Source organism: Fusobacterium ulcerans ATCC 49185, from assembly GCF_900683735.1.
GTDB classification, from domain to species: Bacteria; Fusobacteriota; Fusobacteriia; order Fusobacteriales; family Fusobacteriaceae; genus Fusobacterium_A; species Fusobacterium_A ulcerans_A.
Genome location: NZ_LR215979.1, coordinates 78,965 through 99,165, shown reverse-complemented (window position 1 = coordinate 99,165; position 20,201 = coordinate 78,965). Strand labels below are relative to the sequence as shown.

The 20,201-nt window shown below is 32.1% G+C and carries 17 protein-coding genes; 9 read left to right on the top strand and 8 right to left on the bottom strand.

Translation table 11 applies throughout. The features are described 5' to 3' along the window. Positions 1 to 97: 97 nt before the first annotated feature. The 9 genes from E0E45_RS00470 (at position 98) to E0E45_RS00430 (ending at position 10,252) form a co-directional block, all read left to right on the top strand. Positions 98 to 1,255 (top strand): iron-containing alcohol dehydrogenase, encoded by a 1,158-nt coding sequence (locus E0E45_RS00470; RefSeq protein WP_130889326.1) that lies wholly within the window; start codon positions 98 to 100, stop codon positions 1,253 to 1,255. A gap of 13 nt (positions 1,256 to 1,268) precedes the next feature. Continuing rightward, entirely contained in the window at positions 1,269 to 2,306 is a 1,038-nt protein-coding gene (gene pdxA / locus E0E45_RS00465; RefSeq protein WP_232044027.1) for a 4-hydroxythreonine-4-phosphate dehydrogenase PdxA, read from the top strand. A gap of 21 nt (positions 2,307 to 2,327) precedes the next feature. Continuing rightward, positions 2,328 to 3,353: a TAXI family TRAP transporter solute-binding subunit gene (locus E0E45_RS00460; RefSeq protein ID WP_130889325.1), complete on the top strand. Its 1,026-nt coding sequence runs from the start codon at positions 2,328 to 2,330 to the stop codon at positions 3,351 to 3,353. Between the two features lie 155 nt (positions 3,354 to 3,508). Next, on the top strand, positions 3,509 to 5,398 hold the full coding sequence (locus E0E45_RS00455; protein ID WP_130889324.1) for a TRAP transporter permease: 1,890 nt from the start codon (positions 3,509 to 3,511) through the stop codon (positions 5,396 to 5,398). An 11-nt stretch (positions 5,399 to 5,409) separates the two neighbouring features. Further along, positions 5,410 to 5,853, top strand: a complete 444-nt coding sequence (locus E0E45_RS00450; protein WP_130889323.1) for a YhcH/YjgK/YiaL family protein — start codon at positions 5,410 to 5,412, stop codon at positions 5,851 to 5,853. 19 nt (positions 5,854 to 5,872) lie between these two features. Beyond that, a complete protein-coding gene (locus E0E45_RS00445) occupies positions 5,873 to 7,399 on the top strand; it encodes an FAD-binding protein (protein ID WP_130889322.1) in 1,527 nt (508 codons plus the stop codon). An 18-nt stretch (positions 7,400 to 7,417) separates the two neighbouring features. Next, a complete protein-coding gene (dapA, locus tag E0E45_RS00440; RefSeq protein ID WP_130889321.1) occupies positions 7,418 to 8,320 on the top strand; it encodes a 4-hydroxy-tetrahydrodipicolinate synthase in 903 nt (300 codons plus the stop codon). A gap of 16 nt (positions 8,321 to 8,336) precedes the next feature. After that, on the top strand, positions 8,337 to 9,605 hold the full coding sequence (locus E0E45_RS00435; protein WP_130889320.1) for a four-carbon acid sugar kinase family protein: 1,269 nt from the start codon (positions 8,337 to 8,339) through the stop codon (positions 9,603 to 9,605). A 278-nt stretch (positions 9,606 to 9,883) separates the two neighbouring features. Then, positions 9,884 to 10,252 (top strand): VOC family protein, encoded by a 369-nt coding sequence (locus E0E45_RS00430; protein WP_130889319.1) that lies wholly within the window; start codon positions 9,884 to 9,886, stop codon positions 10,250 to 10,252. Between the two features lie 42 nt (positions 10,253 to 10,294). Here the strand turns inward: E0E45_RS00430 and der are convergent, their stop codons facing one another. The 8 genes from der to mglC all read right to left on the bottom strand — a co-directional run bounded on the left by der (position 10,295) and on the right by mglC (position 20,186). Beyond that, entirely contained in the window at positions 10,295 to 11,620 is a 1,326-nt protein-coding gene (der, locus tag E0E45_RS00425) for a ribosome biogenesis GTPase Der (RefSeq protein WP_096403955.1), read from the bottom strand. A gap of 29 nt (positions 11,621 to 11,649) precedes the next feature. Beyond that, complete coding sequence (locus tag E0E45_RS00420) at positions 11,650 to 13,359, bottom strand: YgiQ family radical SAM protein (protein ID WP_130889318.1); 1,710 nt, start codon at positions 13,357 to 13,359, stop codon at positions 11,650 to 11,652. A gap of 187 nt (positions 13,360 to 13,546) precedes the next feature. Next, the gene (locus tag E0E45_RS00415) at positions 13,547 to 15,154 is read right to left on the bottom strand and encodes a CTP synthase (RefSeq protein WP_130889317.1); all 1,608 of its coding nucleotides are present in this window, start codon (positions 15,152 to 15,154) and stop codon (positions 13,547 to 13,549) included. Between the two features lie 171 nt (positions 15,155 to 15,325). Further along, a complete protein-coding gene (locus E0E45_RS00410; protein WP_130889316.1) occupies positions 15,326 to 16,159 on the bottom strand; it encodes an AraC family transcriptional regulator in 834 nt (277 codons plus the stop codon). A 46-nt stretch (positions 16,160 to 16,205) separates the two neighbouring features. After that, positions 16,206 to 16,961, bottom strand: coding sequence for an ABC transporter permease (locus E0E45_RS00405; RefSeq protein WP_005979266.1), 756 nt, complete (start codon positions 16,959 to 16,961; stop codon positions 16,206 to 16,208). Continuing rightward, on the bottom strand, positions 16,952 to 17,899 hold the full coding sequence (locus E0E45_RS00400; RefSeq protein WP_130889315.1) for an ABC transporter ATP-binding protein: 948 nt from the start codon (positions 17,897 to 17,899) through the stop codon (positions 16,952 to 16,954). Before E0E45_RS00400 ends, E0E45_RS00405 begins: the two co-directional genes overlap by 10 nt. A 156-nt stretch (positions 17,900 to 18,055) precedes the next feature. Next, positions 18,056 to 18,976 carry an AraC family transcriptional regulator gene (locus E0E45_RS00395; RefSeq protein WP_005979262.1) on the bottom strand — a complete coding sequence of 307 codons (921 nt, stop codon included), beginning with the start codon at positions 18,974 to 18,976 and terminating at the stop codon, positions 18,056 to 18,058. Between the two features lie 190 nt (positions 18,977 to 19,166). Further along, positions 19,167 to 20,186 carry a galactose/methyl galactoside ABC transporter permease MglC gene (gene mglC / locus E0E45_RS00390; protein WP_005979260.1) on the bottom strand — a complete coding sequence of 340 codons (1,020 nt, stop codon included), beginning with the start codon at positions 20,184 to 20,186 and terminating at the stop codon, positions 19,167 to 19,169. Positions 20,187 to 20,201: the final 15 nt, after the last annotated feature.

The window sequence follows — 20,201 nt, the reverse complement described above, 5'->3', positions numbered from 1 at the left end:
ATTGACAAATTAAAAATTTGGGGGTATCATTCAAGTAGAAAGTTGATTGTCGACATTTAACAAAAAGTATTTTCTTTGAAAGTTACAAGGGGGAAAAATGAAATTATACAATATGAATATCCCTTCTAATGTCTATGGAGGATTTGGAAGTATAGAGCACATTGAAACAATTTTAAATAAAGAAAAAGTTTCTAATGTTATAGTATTTACCGATAAAGGTGTTAGAGGAAGCAGTTTCTTTTCTGCAATAATTGAAAAGATTGAAAACACAAAAGTAAATTACAACATAATAGATGATCTAGCTACTGAACCAAGCTACCATGATGTAGAAAAGGTTATGAAAGAACTGGACAAATATAAAAGCGATTTTATCATAGCAGTAGGTGGAGGAAGTGTAATGGACATTGCAAAATTATGTTCAATCTTAAAAGATGCTTCTTACACAGTAAAAGATCTTTTAAAAAATCCATCACAAGGAAGCAAACAGATAAAATCATTAATGATTCCTACAACTTGTGGAACTGGTTCAGAAGCAACATGCAACTCAATAGTTGCTGTTCCTGAAGAAGGGCTTAAAGTAGGAATTGTAAATAATGGTCTTATTCCTGATTATGTGATACTGGATCCAGCAATGATAGAAAAGCTTCCTAAGAAGCTTATAGCTTCTACTGGAGTAGATGCTCTTGCTCACTGTGTAGAATGTCTTACTTCTAAAAAAGCTAATCCTTTCAGTGACTTGTATGCACTGGCTGGAGGAGAACTTATATTTAATAATATAAGGAAGGCCTATCTGAATCCAGATGATATGGAAGCAAAAACTAATATGCTTATGGGAGCCTTTTATGGAGGAATAGCAATAACTTCATCAGGAACTACAGCTGTCCACGCACTTTCTTATCCCCTAGGAGGAAAATATCATATCCCTCATGGAATCTCTAATGCAATAATGATGAGTCCAGTAATGGAATTCAACAAAGATGCCTGCTTAGAGCAATTTTCAAGAATGTGTGACCGTTTAAGACCAGATATGAGCAAAAATACTCCTGAGGAAAAAGCTCAATACATTATAGATGAAATAAAAAATATTGTTGAAGTTACAGAAATACCTGTCAGTTTAAAAGAATTTGGAGTGACTATGAATGATCTTGATTTCTTAGTTGATGCAGGAAGTAAAGTAACTAGGCTGCTTTCAAATAATTTAAAAGAACTAAGCTTAGATGATATTAAAAATATTTATTTAAAAGTTTTAAATTAGGAAGGTGAAAAAATTGAATAAACTGCCTATAATAGGAATCACTATGGGGGATCCAGCAAGTATAGGTCCTGAAATATCTCTTAAAGCTTTAAACAACAAAGATATCTATGACAGATGCAGACCTGTTGTCATAGGAGATGCTTCAGTAATGAAAAAAGCTGTTGAATATACAGGGCTGACTAATCTAAAAATCCATTCTATCAAAAATATATCAGAGGCTCTATTCCAACATGGAACTGTAGATGTCTATGATATGGGAATTGTAAATCCTGAAGACTTTGAAATTGGAAAGGTTTCAAAAGCAGCTGGAAATGCAGCTTTCCAATATGTAAAAAAAGTAATAGAACTAGCACAAAATAATGAAATAGATGCTACTGTTACAAATGCTCTTAATAAGGAATCTATAAACCTTGCAGGACATCACTACTCAGGACATACTGAAATCTATGCTGAATTCACAAAAACAAAGAAATATACAATGATGCTTGCTCATGAAAATTTAAGAGTTGTACATGTAAGTACACATGTGTCTTTGAGAGAAGCTTGCGACAGATGTAAAAAAGAAAGAGTATATGATGTTATAAAAATAGCTGATGATGCTTGTAAAAAGCTTGGAATAAAAAATCCTAAAATAGGAGTGGCAGGACTTAATCCTCACTGTGGTGAAAATGGTCTTTTCGGTACAGAAGAAGTAGATGAAATCATTCCTGCAATAGATAAAGCTCAGCAGGAAGGTATCAATGCAATTGGTCCTATTCCTCCTGACACTATCTTTTCTAAAGCTCGTGGAGGATGGTATGACATTGTTGTAGCTATGTATCATGATCAGGGACATATTCCTTTAAAAGTTATAGGATTTGTATATAATCAAAAAGAGCAGAAGTGGGAAGCAGTTGCTGGCGTAAATATAACTTTAGGTCTTCCTATAATAAGAAGCTCTGTAGATCATGGAACAGCCTTTGATCAATCAGGAACTGGAACAGCAAATGAATTAAGCCTTATAAATGCAATAGATTATGGAATCAAGTTAGCAGAAAACAACATAAAATAAAAATAAAATTGGGGGTAAATCATGAAAAAATTGTTATTAATGTTATGTTTATGCGGAACATTTGTAGCTTGTGGTGAGAAAAAATCTGAAGATACAGCAGCAGCAACAGCAGCTGGAAAAAAAGTCCACTTAACATTTGCAACTCAAGAAGTAGGAACAGGAGCATATCAATATGCATCTGCTATATCTAATATCTTCTTAAAAGGGCTTCCTGAAGGTTCAAATATTGACCTTACTACTGAATCTCCTGGTGGAGTTGGAGCTCCAATAGTTTTAGAAAATGAGCAGTGCGACATTATAATGAGTAATGCAGGACCTGCAAAATGGTCTGAAGAATCTGGAATATTAGGAAAAGAACCTACAAAATCTACAACAGCTATTGCTGGTGGATTAGGACACGACTTCCTAAACGTTTTATTTACAAAAGAGTTTGTTGATAAAACTGGAATCACAACAGTAGAAGAATTAGTAGAGAAAAAATATCCAGTAAGAATAGCTATCAAAAAAATAGGTACTCTTGGAAATCTAGCTGGGGTTAAACTTTTTGAAACTTTCGGTGTTACATTTGATGATATCAGATCTTGGGGTGGAAGTGTTGATTTACTAGGTGGAGATGCTATAAAGATTTATCTTCAAGATGGTAAAGCAGATATGACTATTGACCACGTTGCAGCTGGTCAGGCGAATACTACTGAGCTTTGTATGACTAAAGCTATGTATTTCCCTCAATTAAGTCAAGATACTCTGGACAAACTTGCACATGCAGGATTTGACTACATTGATATCGATGCCAATACATGGAATGGACAGACAAATGTTATTAAATCTGTTGGTTCTCAACAAGTTATCCTTGTTCATAAAAATATGGATGATGATACAGCTTACAGTTTAGCTAAATCTCTTTGTGAAGGAAAAGATGAACTTGCTTCTCAGCTTGCAGCTTTATCTTACTTCAATCCTGCAACAGCAGGAACTCCTGCTCAAACTGGAGTTAAATTGCATCCAGGTGCAGAAAGATATTACAAAGAAAAAGGATACTTAAAATAAAATTAACTTTAACTTAATTTGTTAATACTAAGTGGGTGACAAAAAAGCTAGATTAAATTTCCAGTAATTAAGCAGTTAGCAGCTTTAACTTCTATAATTATTGATAAGAAATATTTCTACTTATGAGTCACCCTATTACATAAAAAGGAGATAAAATGGAAAAAAGTTCTAGTAGTATACGAAATTATATTCTAAATACAATTGTTGTCATTTTCATTGGATTCCAATTATATTTAGCTTTAATAAAGCCATTGGATCCTATGCTTCAAAATCCAATGCACTTGATTTTGGCTCTTTTGGTTATTTTTATAGTAAATCCTGCAGACAAAAATTCAGGAAAAAAATGGATGAAATTATTGGATATCCCATTTTTCGCAGGTATCATTTTTCTGCTTTATTATACAATAGTTGAATTTCCTCGTCTTAGCATCAGAGTGCAATACGTAGATATTGTTACTGCTATGGATAAAATGGCAACTGTTATCTGTATACTGGTTCTGCTTGAAGCTGTTCGTAGAACTCTTGGAAAAATACTTTTCATATTTATACTTCTGTTTATAATATATGACTGGCTTGGAATGTACTGCCCAGGAATATTGTACTTTAAAGGTACAAATATGAGAAGCTTTACTGAAACAATGATGCTTGGTTCAGGGGGAATATTTGGAACACCTCTATATACTTCTGCAACAAGTTTATTCTATTTTATTCTATTTGGAGCATTCTTCTCTCAATGTGGCGGAGGTCAGCTGCTTATAGACTTTGGTATGAAATTCTCTAATAAAAGTGCTGGAGGACCAGCAAAAGCTGCCATCATCTCTTCTGGTCTTATGGGAATGATATCTGGAAGTGCTGTTGCCAATGTATCAACTACTGGGGTAATGACTATTCCTATGATGAAAAAAGTAGGATATGAACCTCATCAGGCTGGTGCTATTGAAGCTGTTGCTTCTACAGGTGGACAGATTATGCCTCCAATCATGGGAGTGGGAGCTTTCATCATGGCAGAAATGCTTGGAGTTCCATATAAGACAGTAGCCTTTGCAGCAATTATTCCAGCTCTTGCATATTATGGTTCAGTATTCTTCCTTGTTACATTCATGGCTAAAAAAGAAGCTATAGTATCTGACAAAGAAGCTGTAACTATTGAAATAAAAGATCCTCTTCTTGAAAGAGTTTATATGATAATTCCTGCAATCGTTCTTGTTATATATATCATTTCAGGAAAATCATTGATGAGAAGTGGAATGGTTGGTATATTTGCAGTTCTCCTTTGCAACTTATTCAGTAAATTCTACAAAGGTGGAAAATATTATCAATCTCTTAGAACAACAGCAGACACAGCTGTAGATGGGGTTAAGCAAGCTTCTAACATCGCTATACCTACTGCTGCCTGTGGAATAATCATTGGTGTTGTTATTCAGTCAGGACTTGCTACAAGATTCTCTAATATAATTGCTAAAATAGGTACTTCTCATTTAAGTGTAGCTCTTATAATAGCGATGTTTGGATGTATGCTTCTTGGTATGGCTCTTCCTACAGTTGCTGCTTACCTTGTATCAAATATACTTTTTGTACCCGTATTGATAAAACTTAATGTAAATCCATTATCTGCAAATATGTTTGTATTCTACTTTGGAATAATGGCTCAAATTACTCCTCCAGTATGTCTTGCTTCTTATACTGCAGCAGGAATAGCTGGTGCTGATTCCTTGAAAACAGGATTCACAGGCTTTATGTATGCACTGGTTGCTTTCTTAGTGCCATTTGTATTTGTTTACAATCCAGAACTTCTGTTAATGGGAACTCCAGGAGAAATTGCTAAAGCTACAGTTATTCTGTTCTTTGGAACATATCTTCTTGCAGGAGCAATTTCAGGATATATGGTAGCACCACTCAATAAATTCAACAGGGCTATCCTCTTTATTGGTGCGCTTTGTATGATTGCTCCAGAAACTATAACAGATATAATTGGATTGGTTATTGGAGTGTATATAATTGCTGCTGGTCTTCTTAAAAAGAAAAAAGTTCCAGTAGAAGCATAAGGAGCAGTTAAATGATAATAGATAAAATAGAAAATATATCATTTTATGAAAAAATAGTAAAAAATCTTTCAGCAGCAGTTAAAACATTAGATGAATTTAAAACTTTTGAAACTGGAAGATATGAATATGACTGGGGATTCTTCATGGTTCAAGAGGGAGTTACTAAAGGAATTACAGAAGGAAATTTTGAAACTCATGACAAGTATATAGATATTCAGATCCTCTTAGAAGGGTCTGAAGTTCTTGCTTGGGCTGAGCATAAAGAATTATTTGATCCAGAACCATATAATGAAACAAAAGATGCTACTTATTATAAGAACGGCAGTCTTGAAAACAGAATTAAAATAACTCCTGGAATGTTCTATATATGCTTTCCACATGATGGACATAAAGCAGTAAGACATACAGAATTCTCAACAAGATATAAAAAACTTGTTTTAAAATTACCAAAATAATAAAAAAGGGGATATAAATATGGATTATACACACCACAAAGTCGTTATTGCTGGAATGGGATTAGCAGCTCTGGCATCAGCAGCAAGAATGTATGAACTTGGTATAAGGGATATTGCAATTTATACTAAAGGTTATGGCGGAAGTCCAGTTATAGCTGCAATAAATTTTGTTTTACCTGACAATCCTTATGGAGATACCATAGAAAAATATGCAGAGGATATGTTCAATGCAGGTTATAGGATAGCCAATAGAAAGCTTGTAAATGAAATGGCTGAAAATACAATGAATGGATATGATCTTCTTACTAGATGGGGAATCAAATTTGCTAAAAATCCTGATGGAACTACAAAGCTCAGACACGTATCTGGACATACTTTTCCAAGATCATTGTGCTCTACTAAAGAGTTAATCGGAGTGGAAATTGTTGATAAATTAATAGCTTCTTTAAAAGAAAAAGGAGTTAAATTCTATGAAGGATATGAATGTGTAAAAGTTCTAAGTGAGAAAAATAAAGTCTATGGAATCACAGTTAAAGATAAAAATGGAAATTTAGAAAATGTTTATTCTGAAATTGTCATAGCTGCATGGGGTGGAGTAGGAAATCTGTTTGGCTCTTCTACTTATCCAATGGATATCAAAGGAAATACTCTGTCAATAGCTAAAGAAGCTGGAGCAGATTTAATAGATGTAGAATTTTTAGAATATGAACCTATGGTTGTAGCATATCCTCCTGGAGCAGTTGGAGAACCTTGTCCTACTGCTATGCTTGGAGAGGGAGCTCATCTGCTGAATTCCAAAGGTGAAAGATTCCTTCTTAAAGTAAGACCACAGGGAGAAGCTGGCTCACCTAAGACATTGCTGAACAAACAAATATGGAAAGAAGTTAATCTAGGAAATGGAACTGAGCATGGAGGAGTTTATGTTGATTTAAGACATATAGACAGAGAAGTATTGAAAGCTTATCCATGGTTCTTTGATCGTTTGATGGAAAATGGAGTAGATCTTAATGAGCAATTACTAGAGGTAAGTCCTATGGCTCACAGCTTCTCTGGTGGAATCAAAGTGGACGGCAATTATGAATCTACAGTTAAGGGACTATATGCTATTGGTGAGGCTTGCGGCGGAATCCATGGAGCCTGCCGTTGTGCTGGAAATGCAGCCAGTCAGGCAGTTCTTTCAGGATTGCTTTGCGGACAGGCAGTTGCTGAAGCTGCTGCAAATAAAGCTGAAGAAAAGAAAGAATTCCCTATTGAATATAACACAGACAAAGAAATATACAATAAATATGTTCCTCAAATAAAAGAAATAGCTGTTAAAGCTTTGGGAATATACAGAGATGGAAAATTACTAGAAGATGCAAAGAAAATCATTGCTGATATCTTGGAAAAAGATGAAATAGCCAAAGATACAGAAACTTTGCAAATAGCAGAGTCTATTTACTTCATGCTGAAAGCTGCTTCTGAACGTAAAGAGAGCAGAGGAACTCACATGAGATTGGACTATCCAGAAGAATCTAAAGAATTTGAAAAAGAAATCACTATTTGATCAAGGGGGAAAATATAAATGAAAAATGTAGAAATAAAAGGAGTTATAGTACCTCTATTAACTCCTATGAATGCTGACGAAACAATAAATGAAAAAGAATTAAGAAATCAGGTAAATCACCAAATTGAATCAGGAATACATGCATTATTTCCTCTTGGAACAAATGGAGAAGCTTACATATTAAGTCGTGAAGAAAAAGAGCAGGTTTTAAAAATAGTAGTAGATGAGGCAAAAGGAAGAGTTCCAGTTTATGGTGGAACTGGTTGTGTAAGTACAAAAGAAACAATAGAATTATCTCTAAAAGCTAAAGAGATAGGAATAGATGTCCTTTCTATCATCACACCATCATTTGCTGCTGCATCTCAAGATGAACTTTATGAACACTATAAAGAAGTGGCTGAGGCTGTAGATCTTCCAATAGTTCTATACAATATACCAGCAAGAACTGGAAATGCCTTAGCTCCTGCTACAGTTGAAAAATTAAGTAAAATTCCTAATATAGTTGGAGTAAAAGACAGCAGTGGAAACTTTGATAATATGCTTCAATATATAGAAAAAACAAGATACAGAAAAGACTTTGCTGTACTATCAGGAAATGACTCTCTTATCTTATGGTGTCTTTTAGCTGGAGGAAGAGGAGGAATAGCTGGTTGTGCCAACGTTTTCCCTTCTACAATGGCTTCTATCTATGATACTTTTGTAGCTGGAAATTTAGAAAAAGCTAGAGAAATTCAAGACAGTATCCGTTCTTTCAGAGATTGCTTTAAATTTGGAAACCCAAATACAATTGTAAAAACTGCTGTATCTCTTCTTGGATATCCTGTTGGAAAATGCAGAAAACCTTTCTGCCAAGTTCCAGAAGCTGGGATAGAAGCTATCAAAAAAGTACTTGAAGCAAATACTGCAAAAGGAATGAAATAATCAATAAGGAGTTCTTATGGTAAAGCTTGTAATTATTGCTGATGATTTAACTGGTGCTTTAGATACAGGGGTTCAATTTTCTAAAAAAAATATGTCTGCCATTGTTACAACTGACTTAAATTTTAACTTTGAAGATATCTGTAAAGAAGCTGATGTAGTAGTTATTGATACTGAAAGCAGACATATTCCTGCTGATGAAGCTAAGGAAAGAGTAAAATCTGCCCTTTCTAAATTTGATAAAAAAGAAATAAAATTCTTCTACAAGAAAACTGATTCCACTTTAAGAGGGAATATAGGAAGCGAAGTAGAAGGGTTCATGGAAGGTTTGAATATAGATGAAGTTTCATTTATTCCAGCTTTCCCATTAGGAAAAAGAACTGTAAAAGATGGGGTGCTATATGTAAATAATGTAAAATTAGCAGAAACTCAATTTGCTATGGATATATTGAATCCTGTAACAGATAGCTTTATTCCTGATATAATAAATAAGCAGTCAGATATAAATGTAAAATTAAAAGATATCAACGAAGAATTTTCTCCATTAGATAATAAAGAAAAACATATCTATATTTTTGATTCTGAAAATATGGAAGATATGGAAAATATTGGAAAATTTCTGCATAATAAAAACAGATTAAACTATACTATTGGAAATGCTGGATTTGCAGAAGTCCTTACACACTACATTAAAAGTGATACTAAAAAAGAAGATATCATTTTAGAAGATGACAGAATTCTTTTTGTGTGTGGAAGTGTAAACATTACATCTCTTAAGCAGTGTAAATATGCAGAAAAAATAGGATATTGTTCAGACAGCTTGAAATTTACCAATATAATTTCAGAGGATTACAAAAATTCTGACAATTATATAACTGATAAAGAATATTTTAAGGAAAAGATTAACAATAATAAAAAGTTCCTTTTAAGAACCACTGACTCAGAAGATGTAATAAAAAAAGCTATTGAATATACAGAGAAAAATAGCATCCCTATGGAAGAATTAACATCTAACATAGCAAACAGTACAGGGCAGCTTGTTTCTGACTTGATAAGGGAACATGATATAAAAAATCTGATAATTTTTGGTGGAGATACTCTTATGGGTATCCTGAAAAATATAGGATGCCAATATATAATCCCTGTGAGTGAAATCTTTCCAGGTGTAGTATTTACTAGAGCAGTAGGAAAAGATACTGCTATAAATGTTATTACTAAAGCTGGTGGATTTGGAGAAGAGAGTATCATAGAGAGAATCAATGAATTTTTAGAAAATCATAGTATTTAAAACTTAAAGAGAATGAATAAAAAGTTAAATTATATTTTAGAAATTTGGAAATTATAAAAATTTGTGTAATTAATGAAGAGAATAAAACGTGAAAAATAGTATGTCTGAACGAAGTGAGTTTACTATTTTTAGTTTTAAGATCGAAATTAATAACAAATATTTATACTGGAAAAGTTCTAAAATTATATTTCAACTAGAAGTCATTCTCTTTTTAATTGACAATACTGTTCATTTGAGATACTCTAAATATATATGATAATTTTCTCAGGAGGTAATATATGAACTTTACATTTAACCATTTTAATTTTAATATTTTTGATCTAGATAGAAGTTTAAAATTCTATGAAGAAGCTCTTGGACTTAAAGAAGTAAGAAGAAAAGAAGCAGAAGATGGAAGCTTTATCTTGGTATATTTAGGAGATGGAAAAACTAACTTCTCTTTGGAACTGACTTGGATGAGAGATAGAGAAGAGCCTTACAACCTTGGAGATGAGGAATTTCACTTAGCTTTAGTTACTGATGATTATGATGCTGCCTATAAAAAACATAAAGAAATGGGATGTATAGCTTTTGAAAATCCTGCTATGGGAATCTATTTTGTAACTGATCCTGATGGATATTGGATAGAAATAGTACCTAAGAGATAATAGAAAAGCTCCTTTGAATGAACCAAGGGAGCTTTTTTTATTCTAGTCTTTTTCTGCATTTTTCTTTTCAAAGCTGATAAGGATAGGTGATCCATCAAACCCAAATGCTTCTCTGAATTTATTCTCAATATATCTAGCATATGAGAAATGTATAAGTTCTGGGTAGTTACAGAATAATACAAATTTTGGTGGTGCAGTTGAAACTTGTGTAGCATAATTAATTTTTACTACTCTACCTTTTCTAGTAGGTGGATTATTCATTAATACTGCTTCTTTCAATACTGTATTTAGAATACCTGTAGATATTCTCTTAGTATATTCTTCATAGATTGTATCTGATATTTCAAGTATTTTTGTAGTTCTCTGCCCTGTAAGAGCTGAAACAAACTCTATAGGAGCATATGATAAAAATGGAAGTTCAGCATAAAGTTCTTCTTTCATACTCTTCATAGATACTTTATTCTTATCTACCAAGTCCCATTTATTGACTACTACAACTATTGGCTTCAATTCTTCAGCAGCTATTCCTGCTATTCTCTTGTCCTGCTCAGTAAGTCCCTCTTTACCATCAAGCATAAGGATGCATACATCTGCTCTCTTTATAGTCTTGATAGCTCTCAATACAGAATAGTATTCAAGACTTTCTTCTACTTTTGATTTTCTTCTGATACCAGCAGTATCTATTATCATGTATTTGTTATCTTTGTATTGAACAATAGTATCAATAGCATCTCTTGTAGTTCCTGCTATATCACTTACAATAGTTCTCTCTTCTCCTGACAATCTGTTTACCAGTGAAGATTTTCCAGCATTTGGTTTTCCTATGATAGCAAGTTTCAATACATCTTCTTCCTCTTCTGGCAAGTCGATTTTTTCTATCATTTCAGTTACCATGTCCAGCATATCTCCAAGGTTTACCTTGTGTGCTCCTGAAACTGGGATAAGATGTTCAAATCCAAGTCCCCAGAAATCATAAACATCATCTTGCTGCTGAAGGAAATTATCTATCTTGTTTACACATAAGATGATAGGCTTCTGTTTTTTTCTAAGGATATACGCTATCTCTTCATCAAGAGGGTTAACTCCTGACTTTCCATCAACTACAAAAAGGATAACATCAGCTTCATTCATAGCAACTTCTGCCTGTTCCTTTATTTTTGTCATCATAAATTCGTTGTTTCTTGGCTCAAGACCTCCAGTATCTACTACAACAAATTCCACTCCATTCCATTCTGTTTCTCTATATAGTCTGTCTCTTGTAACACCTGGCATGTCATCAACTATAGCTATTCTGTCTCCTATCAGATTATTGAAAAGTGTCGATTTTCCAACATTTGGTCTTCCAACGATTGCAACAATAGGCTTCATTATATACCTCCCTATTTAATTAAAATTATTTATCTTCTCTTATTATTATTTTCTCTAGGAATTAAAATATCCTTTTGTTTTTGCTTCTTTCCATTATCTTTTTCTACAAAAAGTTTCTTATTTGTAAAAGGATCCATTTCTGTATAATACATAAGTGTAGAATATGTAGACGGTGTAGGGGTAAATACCTGTACCTGCTCTGGATTTATCCTTAGTTCAGATGAGGCAAATCTTCTCAGATCAAGCATATCTTTTTCATCACACCCTGGATGAGCCGCTATCAAATAATAAGTTAAAAACTGTTTTTTTCCTAATTTACTGTTTATCTTATAAAATTTTTCCTTGAATTCCTTCAAAGGAGCTTTCCCCTGTTTTCCCATAAGAGCTAAAACTTTATCCTCTGTATGTTCAGGAGCTATTTTCATCTGTCCAGATACATGATCTTTAATTATTTCTTCAAGATATATCTGTCCATTTCTTTTATCATCTAAAATCATATCATATCTTATTCCAGATGCAATGAATATTTTTTTGATTTTATCAATATTTTTTAATTTATCTAAAAGTTCTATCTGACTGTTATGATCTATTTTCAATGCTGGACATTTATGAGGATAAAGACATCTTTTATCCTGACAAGCTCCCAGCTTTAATTTCTTGCTGCATTCCACATCATACATATTAGCAGTAGGTCCTCCTACATCTGCTATATATCCTTTAAATTTAGAAGCAGAGGCAATCTCTTTTACCTCTTCTACAATAGAGTCCTGACTTCTTGATATAACTGTTCTTCCTTGATGAATAGCTATTGCACAGAAATTACACTCTCCATAGCAGCCTCTATGAGTAGTCACAGAAGTTCTAATCGTGTCTAAAGCTCTCACTTCTCCCATAGCTTTGTAATAAGGATGTACATCTCTTTCAAAATCCATAGAGTAAATATCGTCCAGTTCCTCTGATGTAAAATTTTCACTTGGAGGATTCTGTATCAAATATCTGTCCCCACAAGGCTGACATAATCCCTTAGCCGTAATTGGATCACAGTTGTGATAGAATATATCAAAAGCTTTTGCAAACACCTTCTTGTCCTTCACACACTCCTCAAAAGACGGCAGCTCCAAATAGCTGTCTTTTTTTTCTTTAGCTATATAACTTAACCCTCTTATGTTTCTCCATTCTCTTCCACCTTTCAGTGCCTGAGCCAGAGCCAGCATAGATTTTTCTCCCATTCCATAAGAGAGAATATCTGCCTTTGCATCGAATATCAAAGGTCTTCTCAAATTATTACTCCAATAGTCATAATGAGTGATTCTTCTCAAACTTGCTTCAATTCCTCCTAAAACTACAGGAGCATTTCCATTTTTAAAAAATCTTTTTATAAGGTTAGTATACATAATAGAAGCCCTGTCTGGTCTTCTTGTATTTTCTCCCCCTGGAGTAAAATCATCACTTTTCCTTTTCTTTTTTGTTGCTGTATAGTTAGCTACCATGGAATCTACACACCCTGCTGAAACTGCCCAGTATAAATTAGGCTCTCCCAGTCTTGTAATATCTTTATCACTATTGATATCTGGCTGAGATATTATTCCAACTTTAAATCCATGCTTATATAACCATTTTCCTATCAGTGCACTTCCGTTATAGGAAGAATCTATATATGTATCTCCGGATATTAATATTATATCTAAAGAATCCCATCCTAATTTCTTTACCTCTTCCATCGTTGTAGGCAAAAACATATTTAATCACCTGTTATTTAAGACTTCCCTTTATTTTATCATAAAATACTGATATTAGCTATATTTTCTTTACAAAGTATAATCCTAAAATCAGAACCATTTCATAAAAAAAACTATCAAATAAGCAGATAAAATTTTTAAAACATTCTTCTGCTTATGAGATAGCCTCCTAATATGTTTATATTTTTTATTTGTTATATTGTTTTTTATATATCGCCTCTACAAAGCCCTTGAATAATGGATGAGGATTATTTGGTCTTGTTTTAAATTCTGGATGAAATTGCCCTGCTATAAAGAATGGATGAACTTCTTTTGAAAGCTCCACTATCTCTGCAAGTGTTCCATCAGGAGAATTCCCTGATATTAAAAGCCCTGCCTTTTGTATCTCATCTTTAAATTTATTATTAAATTCAAATCTGTGTCTATGTCTTTCATATATCAGCTCTTCATTGTAAAGTTCCCTTGCAAGTGTTCCTTCTTTAAGTACACATGGATATGCACCTAATCTCATTGTTCCACCCATGTTCTCTATATTTTTTTGATCAATCATAATATCTATCACTGGATACTTAGTATCCTTATCAAATTCTGTAGAATTTGCTCCAGACATTCCCATTACATTTCTGGCAAACTCAATTACTGCAAGCTGCATTCCAAGACATATTCCAAGGAAAGGAATCTTATTCTCTCTAGCAAATTTTATTGCCTCCATTTTCCCTTCAATACCTCTGTTCCCAAATCCTCCTGGCACAAGTATTCCATTATATCCTTCAAGTCTTTTTATATCAAGATTTTCTGCCTGAATATAGTCAATTTCAGCCTTGCATCCTTGAGCATAGGCTGCATTTTCTATAGCTTCATTTACACTTATATATGCATCTTTCAATTCAACATATTTCCCTACTACTGCTAATCTTATTCTTTCCTTTGGATTTTTTATCTTATCTACAACCTCTTTCCAAGGAGTAAGATCAATCTCTCTGTCTTCTATCCCAAGTTTTTTACAAGCTGTTTTTGCCAGCCCCTTTTCTTCCATCACAAGAGGAAGTTCATATATAGTTCCGGCATCTTGTGCTTCTATTACTGCATCTATATCTATGTCACAGAACATTGAAAGCTTTCTTCTTATATCATCACTGATAGGATGCTCTGTTCTGCACACAAGAATATCAGGTCTTATTCCAAGTCCCATAAGTTCTTTAACTGAATGTTGAGATGGTTTAGTTTTTAATTCTCCTGCTGCTTTTAAGTAAGGAAGAAGGGTCACATGAATATAGATAACATTTTCTCGTCCTACATCATATCTGAATTGTCTTATTGCTTCCAGAAATGGAGTAGATTCAATATCTCCTACTGTTCCTCCGATTTCTGTTATAACTATATCTGAATCATTAGCTTTTCCTACTATCTCTATTTTTGATTTTATCTCATTTGTAATATGAGGAATTATCTGAACTGTTTTACCTAAATATTCCCCTTTTCTCTCTTTGTTTATAACTGACTGATATATTTTTCCTGTTGTTATATTATTGTATTTTGTAAGATTCTGATCAATAAATCTTTCATAATGTCCCAAATCTAAATCTGTTTCAGCTCCATCATCAGTTACAAAAACCTCTCCATGTTCATATGGGTTCATTGTTCCTGGATCAATATTAATATATGGATCAAATTTTTGAATAGTTACATTATATCCTCTTTCTCTAAGCAGTCTACCTAATGAAGATGCTGTTATCCCTTTTCCTAATGATGATACTACTCCGCCTGTTACAAATATGTACTTAGTTTCTTTCATAAATATCCTCCATAAAGTAATTTTATTTTCAATAATCAAAAAAAGACGAAAAAAAAATCGTCTTTTATTTTAAAGAAAAATTGCACGTTTTTCTTTGGATATTTTTTTTATTTGTAAATATTTTTTACTTAATGAGTATATCATATTTTTTTTTAAAGCACAATATTTTTTTTATTTTATAGAAAACCATATTTCCATATCCTTTTCATTGCTGTCAGGATAAATTTCTATATCTGCAGTCTCAGCATAAGTATATCCTGAATATGGAAGCCATTCAGTATAGAATCTTCTGTAAATTTTTTGTGAATTTTCTAAAAAAGGAGATGAACATCTAAAAACTGCCCATGTTCCTCCAGGTATTTTATGCCTTTCCATACCATCTTCACCTTCTCTATCATTAAAGACAGCTATATAGTACCAAACTTCCTTATTGTTATATAATGAAACTCCAAGGATATTTTTATCCTTTTCATTATATTTTAATAATTTTTCTATATTTTTATTTTTTATATTTTCATTCCAGAAATCAGGAATTTCAGAAAAATTTTTCTCCATATCCAATTCAATCTTTTTTCCAATTCCTAATATATCAAGAGAATCTTTTTCAGTTATATAGTACTCTAATTCCTCTTCTCCTTTAACTGAAAGTGAAAATGTTAATTTAGGATATGTTTTTAATGTTATATTTTTATTTCTAGCAATAGAGGGAGAAATTTTATGTATACTTTGAAAAGCTCTACTGAAAGAAGTTGGTGAATCATATCCATATTTAGCTGAAAGTTCCAGTATCTTTATATCACTTCTTTGGAGCTCAAAAGCAGCTTTTGTCATTTTTCTTCTTCTGATATATTCTCCCAATGTTACCCCTGCAATATATGAAAACATTCTCTGAAAATGATAGACAGAACAGCAGGCTATTTTAGAAGCTTTAGTATAATCTATTTTATTTTCAAGATTCATTTCTATATATTCAACAGCTTCATTGAGTCTTTCTATCCATTCCATCATATTTCTCCTTTCTTTCTATCATAACATTATAAAAAAATTCTCCCTATACTTTTTTATCTCCTTTTAGTTTACTCAATATTGCTCCAAAAATTATACAGCACAGTATAAAAAATATTCCTCCTGTAAATATTACTTCTTTCCAGCAAATATATTGATTCATCATAAGATTTCTTATATTTTCTATTATATGAGTAAATGGATTCATAAGTACTGCCGTTCTAAAATTTCCTGTCATATTTTTTAATGGAAAAAGTGCTGTACTTATAAAAAATACTGGAAGAACTAAAGTATTGATTACTGTAAAAAAAGCATCTTCATTTGGGAGAAGAAGACTTAAAAAATATGATACCCCTGCTGTAAAGAAAGCAGTTAAAAAGAGAAGAATTATAATTACAATTATTCCTTTTATTCCACTTCTTATATAGATAGATGAAAAAGCTGAAATTGCAATCAATATCCCAATTTCTAAAAAAGAAACAGTAATAGTTTCAAGAAGATGTCCTAAAATAATATCACTTCTTTTTACAGGTGATATTAATATTCTGTAAAAACTTCCATTCTTTTTAGTTATATAGTTACTTATCCCACTACTCCCTGAACTTGAAAAAATAACAAGCACTAATATTCCTGGAAGTATAAATTCAATATAATTTCCTCCTGTCTCTCCTTTCATGGTCATTTCAGCTGCTTTGCTATAAAAAATAAGCCATAACATAGGTTGTAGGATACTCATTATTATAGTTATTGGATTCTGGATACGCCACTTTAAATTTCTTCTGAAAATTGTTCCTAGAGCCATATTTTTTCACCCTCTTTACTTTCCTTCATAATATTCAAAAAAATTTCTTCTAAATCTGGTTTTAATAACCCAAAATATACAAAGTTTATTTTGTTATCCAATAAAATCTTATTTAAATGGGTAATTTCACTCTGATTATTTATTTTTAAATAAAGTTCATCTTTTTTTAACTCCATATCATCTCTCTCAAAAATTTTTTCTTTTACATATTCAGCAATTTCTTCATTTTTAAATCCTATCTTTACAATCTTTTGATTTATGTATTTTCCTAAACTATCAATAGTTCCCTGAGCTGCTATATTTCCATTTTTTAATATACATATATAATCACTTAATTCCTGAGCTTCTTCAAGGTAATGTGTCGTTAAAAAAATAGTTGTACCATATTTTTCTTTTATTTTTCTCATCATTTTCCATATAGATTTTCTTGAATGTATATCTATTCCCACTGTTGGTTCATCTAAAAATAATATTTTAGGATATGATATCATATTCACAGCAATATCCAATCTTCTTTTTACCCCTCCTGAATATGTAGAAACTGGATATTCTCTATATTCTTCCAAGTCAAATTCATGTATGAATATTTCTGCTCTGTTTTTAAGTTCATTTTTTGCTATTCCATACAATTCCCCTTGAAAAATTAAATTTTCCTCTAAAGAAAGATGTTCATCAATAGATATATTTTGTGCTACACAAGCTATTTCTTTTCTTATTTCCTGACTCTCTTTTCTTAAATCTTTTCCTGATATTTTCACTTCACCACCATTATAATTTAAATAAGTGGTCAATATATTTATCAAAGTTGATTTCCCAGCTCCATTAGGTCCTAAAAGTGAAAAAATTTCTCCCTGTTTAATTATAAGTTTTTCTATATCTAATACTTTCTCTCTGTTTTTATAATTTTTTATAAGATTATTTATCTGAATTATTTCCATAGATTGCTCCTTTAACTAATTTCTATCGATAGTAAATAAAGTTTAGCATAATATAAATTATAATTCCTCTCAATCTCTGCACAAAAATGGCATAAAAAAATATACCTTAATCTGCTGTTCACATTCAACAGATAAGGTATATTCAATAAAAATTATTTATTTGTCATCTAATAAAAAAATCTTGTTTTTTATATCTAAATTTAATTTATTTTTTCTGTATTCTCTTGGAGTCATTCCCAGCATTCTGCAAAATACTTTTGAAAAGTAGCTTGGACTATTAAATCCAGCCTGCAAGCATATCTCTGTTACTGGAAGTTCACTTTTTCTAAGGAGTTCTGCTGCTGTATATATCCGATATTTCTGTAGATATTCTATTGGTGATGTTCCTATTGTTCTTGCAAAACATCTCAATGCTTCCCTTTCTCCTATAAATGCTTCCTTTGCTATATCTCCAAGACTTATATCTTCAGAGTAATTTTTATGTATAAAAGTCAGCATATACTTCATTCGTTCTCTGTCTGTATTATTACTCCCATTGGATTTTTCTAAAAGCTCCTGATTTTCTCTCACTATATTCAAGAGTATTTCACTTAGTACATTTCTTATTACTATTTCATAGCCTAATATTTCATCAGCATAGGAAAAATATCCTTGTATGAGTTTCTGAGAATCCTCTTCTGTTAGCTCCAATGCTGAAAGCTCCTTGCAGTTAATAAGAGGTATTATGTATTTCTGATCTATCTTACTCCCCTTTTCTCCACATATCAGCACTTTATCAAATACAAAAGATATTATTCTACATTCCTCTCTTGCATCCATTCTCATAAAATGCATCTCTTCTGAATTTATAAAAAGACTTTCTCCTTTTTTAAGAGTAAACTTTTTATTTTCTATCTCAATATAGAGTGTCCCTTTGTATATAGTTATTATCTCTATTTCTTTATGCCAGTGCCATGCTATCTCTCCAGCTGTATATTTAGATACATCTGAAAAATATACAGCACAGGGAAATTCATAATTTCCATGTACAGCAAGTTCTTCATTATTTTTATCAGTTAGTATCTTAGTACACTGCATTTTTACTCCTTAGTCGTTATAGTTATATTATTAGTCTATATACTTGTTGATTATATGCTTTTATGTCTATATAATTATATTGTAGATTCGACATTTTGTCAATGTGAGGATGGAAGATATCTGTAAAAAAAGCCTGACTTCTACAAGCCAGGCTCAAAATTTATTTTCTCTGTATGTTATAATGTTTCAACTATTTTTTCTTAGAGTATTTGATAGCATCAAATGCCACAGCAGCTACAATTATCATACCTTTTATGATATATTGCCAGTATGGACTTACTCCTACATAAGTCAAACCATAGTTGATAACAGTAAGGATGATAACTCCTGTTATTACCCCAGATATCTTTCCAACTCCTCCATAAAATGAAACTCCACCAATAACACAGGCTGCAATGGCATCCATTTCATACATATTTCCTAAGTTGTTTGTTGCTGATCCAATACGTCCAGCCTCAAGCAATCCACCAAAAGCATAATACATTCCTGATAGGGCATATATTTTTACAAGTGTCCAAGCTACATTTACTCCAGATACTTTTGCTGCTTCTGGATTTCCACCAACAGCAAAAACATTTTTTCCAAATTTTGTTTTATTCCACAATATCCACATTATTACAGTAGCAATTGCAGCATATATAATAAGATAAGACATATTAAAACTTGGAGTTCCTATATATCCCTGTGCAAATGAACTGTAACTTTTACTGAATCCTGATATTGGAGAAGCACCAACATAGTCATAATATAATGAATTGATTCCATAAACAATAGTCATCATTCCCAAAGTAGCAATAAAGGGATGAACATTAAGTTTTGCAACTATAAGACCATTTATTGATCCAATTATCATACCTACAACCATTACAATTAGAATTGCTCCAATAACTGGGAATTCCTCTAAATTAGGAAATACTTTATTTACATTGGTAGTGGCCTGCAGCAATGTTGCAGAGATAACAGCTGAAAATCCTACCTGTCTACCTACTGAAAGGTCAGTACCTTGAGTTACAATCAATCCAGCAACTCCAAGAGCTATAATTGCTCTAACTGATGATTGAGTAAGAATATTCTTAAAATTTCTTATACTTAAAAACGAAGGTTCTTTAGCTATTATTAAAATCAGCATCAAGAAAAGAACAAGATAAAGTCCACTTTGTATAAATAATTTTTTAAAATCAATTTTTCCATCTTTTGTACGTATATTCATTTTTTTCTCCCTTTT